This is a genomic window from Capnocytophaga catalasegens, from assembly GCF_026005215.1.
GTDB lineage: Bacteria > Bacteroidota > Bacteroidia > Flavobacteriales > Flavobacteriaceae > Capnocytophaga > Capnocytophaga catalasegens.
This window is the reverse complement of sequence record NZ_BPMA01000092.1, coordinates 1-5,174: the sequence shown is the minus strand read 5'-3', so window position 1 is coordinate 5,174 and position 5,174 is coordinate 1. Positions and strand designations below refer to the sequence as shown.

The following is a 5,174-nucleotide window of genomic DNA, read 5'->3' as shown; positions in this document are numbered from 1 at the left end:
GTTAGGGACAAATGTACGAAAGGTTTTCTGAAAAGACAAATTTTTGAATAAAAAATCTTTTGAAATTTAGCGGATTAGGAGTTTACAAATAAATGAGTTTTTGAACTTTTCCTTTGTTATCAAAAGAGAGCTCTTTGGCTATTTTTGTGCGTTTGACAACTTGTAGTGTTACTTTAGGGGTGAGCTTTAGCATTTTTTCTCGATAGGAAATATCTCCTATAAAACTTTGTCCTTCATTACTATCTACAATGATAAAGTAACTATCTATATCTGTAGGTTTTGCAAAGTTTTCTAAGCTCCCTGCATAGATAAGCAATCTTTTATCTCCACTTTGAAATTGATAGGACAAAGAATTGTTGGACAATTTGCGATAACGCGATAGTTCGAAACTCTCTATACTGTCTTTTTCGGGCTCAAAGGCTATATTTTCATACAAAAAAGTGGTTTTATCAAAGCGTTTGATACCTAAGAATGAAAAAAAACTCTTTTGGGTAGTTTCTTTTTTAAAGGTAAGGAAGTCACGAGTAACCTGAAAAGTCTTTATTTCTTCAGTTTTGTCGTCTGTAACCGTAAGTTTGTAGGTAGGAAGTTCCACCCAATGGTCGTCTATTTTTAGTTGAACGCTTCCTATGGGTTGTTCTGAGATGAGGATACTAATGGTATGTTTTTGAAAATGGGTATCAGTACGTACCACTACTTTATTTTCGTTTCTATCTTCCCATTTTTCTGACAAATAGCGGTCTTCATATTGTAGTGTTAGTTTTATTTCGGGTAGTGGCATAGTATTTTTTTGTTATTTCAACTGTTTATACCTTCTTAGACATTGTATTAGGGTAATAATATCATCACTTTGTTTAGGACTTATCAAAAACTCATAGTTTTTATGATAGGTATAAATACTAACTTTAGTTATTTCTTTAAAAATAATCTCATCTATTTCTTTGGCATTTAGCTTATGCGCAAAAGCCCCTTCACAATTGATGGGAAATTGATTTTTTAGGGTTATCTTTTCTCCTGAAGCAAAGAGTATATCAAAATCTTCTTCTTTTTTCAAGCAAACAGATTCGTCTAATATTTTGACATATAGGAATAAATCTTTTCCTCTTCTGCCAAACTGAAACACTCCATAGGTGAGTGTATCCTTATTGGCTCTCAAATACAAAGGTTGAGCACTTGCAAATCGTCTTCCTTTGAGTTTTTTATGCCCTTGTACTATTTTACAATTGATAGTAATAGTTTCTTTAGGGTTCTTTGAAATGATTTGCAAACTATCTTGCTTTTGTTCTTCCTGAGCAAAAGTAATAGAAGAGAAGCATATAAAGCCTAAGAATGATAGTAAATATTTTTTTAGCATATTCAATTCGTCTTTTTGTAGCTACTCTATTGCTGTTGATACAGTTGTTTGCAAACTTCTAAATCTACTTTCATCTTGTCATACTCCTCTTTTAGAGTTTGATTGATAGTACTAAGACTATCCAATGTTTTTTGATTGATGGTAAGTTGTTTTATTTGCTTTTTAGCATCGATGAGCTCTTTGTACACCAAAATGGTATTGTTGTACATATTTTTGTTTTTAAGAGAGTCTTTAGGGATTTGCTTGTACATATCGGCAAGGATAGAAAGGGCTAATTTTTCGTTGAAAAAATCGTTTTTATAGCCCCCTTGAGGTGTTCCTATAGAATCTACAGCCACTTTTACTTTTTCTAACTGAAAAGAAAAGCTATCTTGAAATTTCATTTCACGTTGTATGCGAGCATTTTCTTGTTTGAGTAAATCGTTTTCCTTGAAGGGGAAGTAGATATTGACAACGAGTGCTAAAATTATAACAAATACAGCAAGAGCGAAAAATAACACGAAAAAGCCTAATGCTTTTGTGCGTTCTTTTTGATTTAATATTTCCATATAGGTTTATTTTTTTGTTGTTAATTTCTATTAATCGGCTAAGAAAGTCTTGCTTCTCTCAGGTTGTAGAGAGCTTTTTTCATTTGTAATTTCAGATACGAAAATGCTGCCATCACGTTTCTTACCAATGAAGTCTAAGCGGTTTAGAATAGCGAATAAATCTTCTAAGGTTTTCATAAAACGTTCTACTTTCACCACAGAGTCTCCTATTTGATTGTGGTTGTATTCTGTATTGATTACCTCAGAGAAGACTGTTTCAAACTCTCCTTGACTTACGTTACACCAATCGGCAAAGTAATTGAGCAATTCTTCTTTACCTACTCCAGATCGGGCATCGATAAAGTTCTTAAGCACTCTTGCAAATCCTACCACAGACACTAACATTTCGGCAGGGGTACTATAGAGTGTAAGCCAACGAAAATGATTGATTTCAGTAGCTAAATAGTAGAGCATTCTATCGGTCATTTGCTCTATAATAGTAGCTAATTTATTGGTCTGGTTTTTAGTATGTATTTTTTGAGCGATTTGGATAGCATAAATTTCCATCTGACCATAAAAGCGGTCGATTTCATTGTACAACTGCTGTAGTTTTTGGTGAGAAGCTACTAATACACAAGGTGGAATATAAGAACTATCAAGATTGGTATTACCACCACTTACCCAAATTTTTCCTACGATAAGATAATGTCCACCTACCCCCATATCTTTTCTAAGATCCTCTTCCTTTACTAAAGAGAGATAGTATTCAGGCTCGGTATAAGGGTCACGAGGTGGGTTTTCTTCAGGGTCGGGGTCTCCACAGGGGACGCGTTTGAATGGATTGACAGAAATACAAGCTAATAGTGCTACCTCATCTTCTTTTATCTCTTTGATAATTTCGGGATAGGAAAAAGAAAGGGTACTCTGTTCCGTATTAGAACTGATATCTATACGAGAGCCATTAGGCGTGATGGCGTGACATTCCTCTATACGCAGTCGGAGGTTTTTATGGGTATCTACTGACAGATTCATTCTCACAGGGTCATTAACAGGTAACAATCCATAAGTGAGCATTGAAGTATGTACTCCTATAGCATCGCGCACTGAATCGATGACAAAGTTTTGAATATCTATAAAATACCTTTTATTGATTTTCATTCCATCAATAAAATTTACTGGCAAATGGGTGAGTTTTTCTGTCATTGTTTAATATGTTTTTACTCGTTCGTTATCTTTTTCTTTGCTGTATTCAAAATCTGTTTCTTGGTCACTACTGTTCATAGCAGTGTCGGAGACAAGTGTTCGCATACAAATGATATAGCTATTCTCTTCTATTCCATTCATATATAGGGTAAATTTTGGATCTATATATTTAGTAGGTTCATACCATTTAGGTTGTTTAAAAAATACCCAATTATAAAAGCCTTCTTCATTTTGTATCTCAATAGGAGCATCGGCAAAACGCTCGTTATAATCTTCTACAAAATTGTAGAACAATCGCCCGAAATCTATTCGGGTAGGGCCTTTGGCACGATATAAAGTGTAATCCTTATCGTTTTCTTCTTTTTTTATCATTAGCGTAAACACCACTAAATCACGCATTTCCTCATCGCTTACCCCTACTAACTCTTTGTAGTTTTCAGGGAATTGCCAAGTAGTGTAGATTTTAGGAGGTATCTTTAAAGAATGATTAAAACTTGCGTTCACTAAAGTAGGAATGAAAAAGACTATGAAATTACCCATCATCAAAGGCATATAGTACATTCCGTTTAAGAAAGTGTAAATTAGCAAAAAGGGCACTGAAGCATATAGTACAACGAGCAAAGCAAAGAATAGTTCTTTGAATACATCGTCCTCAAGTTTGAACTTATTGAAAAACAAGCGGTAAAAATAACAGTGAAAGATACCAAGTGTTAGGGTACAGATTTGATAGAAGATAAATTCACTTAGGGTTTTCCCTTCAAAGAGGCGGCTATATCCTAAAAAGGCAATGACTGTATATACCAATACTGTTAGGAACAGATAGATATAGATATTGGTTTTATACTTTTTGAACTCAGGGACTTTCTTTGAGAAAATAATAGTAATGGCTATACACATAGCCACTAAAAATAGCAGTAGTATCAACAGTTGCGGGTCGAACAAATTGATGAAATAATTCTTTAACTTTTTCATATACAAGTGTTATAACCTAAGATAGGGTCATTATTTTCTTTTAATTCAAATTGACTTTCTTCTTCTGAGAGCAATACACTTAATTGGATTTCTACTTCCAAAGGGAAAAAGTGCTCACAGAACATTGTTACAAATTTTTCTTTATTGCCCCCAAGTATATAATCGGTAAAAGCAGAATGCTTTAAGGGACCTATCTCAAGGGTCAGGTGTTTGGTATAATCTTCATAGGCTGTACCTGTGATCATATCCACTCCTAAGTAAATATCTTCTCCCAAGCAAAAACCTTGTGATTCATCAGAATAAGTAGCAAACTCTCTTTCTTTAAGTTGTACTTCTTCTCCTAAAAGTTTTGAAAGTATTTGTACTGTAAGGGGTATATTACCTACTATTCTGTAGCTATAAGGCAATAATCGTATAAACTTAGAGACTAAGAGCGTAGGGAAATCTTTTGAAACACCCCAAAGTTCATAGAATAATGTAGAAATTTCGTTTGCATTGAGTTCCTTAAAGCTATCTTGTTCAAAGGATTCTATTTCTACTCCTAACTTAAAAATCTCATTCTCAAAAGGACTAAAAAAGGTACGAGCAGCTTTTTCTTCTTGTTTCCTTTCTCTGTAATCTTTGAGCATTGTATCTACTCCCTTGCCTTGAGTTTCATTCTTGGTATGGTGAGCGACGCTTTCGGGGAGTATATCGTACAAACTATCACGAGAAAGGCTTACCTCTATCAATTGGGTAGGATCGTAGTTGAAATCAGTAAGTTTTGCACTTAGTACATCGGTGCGATAACCACGTACAAACTGTCCTTGGTGTTTTACTATATATTCGTTGTCAGAGATGATTCCTTTGTCTAACAAATGGTTTAATAGCACTTCTGCCCTTATATCATAAGGTAAGTGATTTATCTCATTTATAACTCCTGTTAGGTGTTCCATTTTGATAGTTCTTTAATGTAGCAAATATACAAATAAATTACAAAAGTGCAAATTTTTGTTTTTATTCTATTTTGTGTTGTTCGTTATGTCCTTTATGGGTAACGGATATTTTACCGCCTACAGCACACTGGCAAGTGCTTTTCTCAGTGAGGATTTTTAAATCGTTGATAGTATCTTTCTCAG

6 protein-coding genes and 1 pseudogene are annotated in these 5,174 nt (G+C 34.1%); all 7 read right to left on the bottom strand.

The window, feature by feature from the left end; translation table 11 throughout:
* Nucleotides 1–82: 82 nt before the first annotated feature.
* The gene (locus tag OO775_RS13960) at nucleotides 83–781 is read right to left on the bottom strand and encodes a hypothetical protein (RefSeq protein WP_264847836.1); all 699 of its coding nucleotides are present in this window, start codon (nucleotides 779–781) and stop codon (nucleotides 83–85) included.
* A 12-nt stretch (nucleotides 782–793) separates the two neighbouring features.
* Entirely contained in the window at nucleotides 794–1,354 is a 561-nt protein-coding gene (locus OO775_RS13955; protein ID WP_264847835.1) for a hypothetical protein, read from the bottom strand.
* Nucleotides 1,355–1,380: 26 nt separating this feature from the next.
* Entirely contained in the window at nucleotides 1,381–1,902 is a 522-nt protein-coding gene (gene tssO, locus OO775_RS13950; RefSeq protein ID WP_264847834.1) for a type VI secretion system TssO, read from the bottom strand.
* A gap of 30 nt (nucleotides 1,903–1,932) precedes the next feature.
* Nucleotides 1,933–3,084, bottom strand: coding sequence for a hypothetical protein (locus OO775_RS13945; RefSeq protein WP_095900522.1), 1,152 nt, complete (start codon nucleotides 3,082–3,084; stop codon nucleotides 1,933–1,935).
* A 3-nt stretch (nucleotides 3,085–3,087) separates the two neighbouring features.
* On the bottom strand, nucleotides 3,088–4,056 hold the full coding sequence (locus OO775_RS13940) for a TssN family type VI secretion system protein (protein ID WP_264847833.1): 969 nt from the start codon (nucleotides 4,054–4,056) through the stop codon (nucleotides 3,088–3,090).
* Nucleotides 4,053–4,991 carry a type VI secretion system baseplate subunit TssG gene (locus OO775_RS13935; protein WP_264847832.1) on the bottom strand — a complete coding sequence of 313 codons (939 nt, stop codon included), beginning with the start codon at nucleotides 4,989–4,991 and terminating at the stop codon, nucleotides 4,053–4,055. The genes OO775_RS13940 and OO775_RS13935 overlap by 4 nt, the downstream gene beginning before the upstream one ends.
* 61 nt (nucleotides 4,992–5,052) lie before the next feature.
* Nucleotides 5,053–5,174, bottom strand: a pseudogene (locus tag OO775_RS13930) (DUF4280 domain-containing protein); the annotation flags it as partial.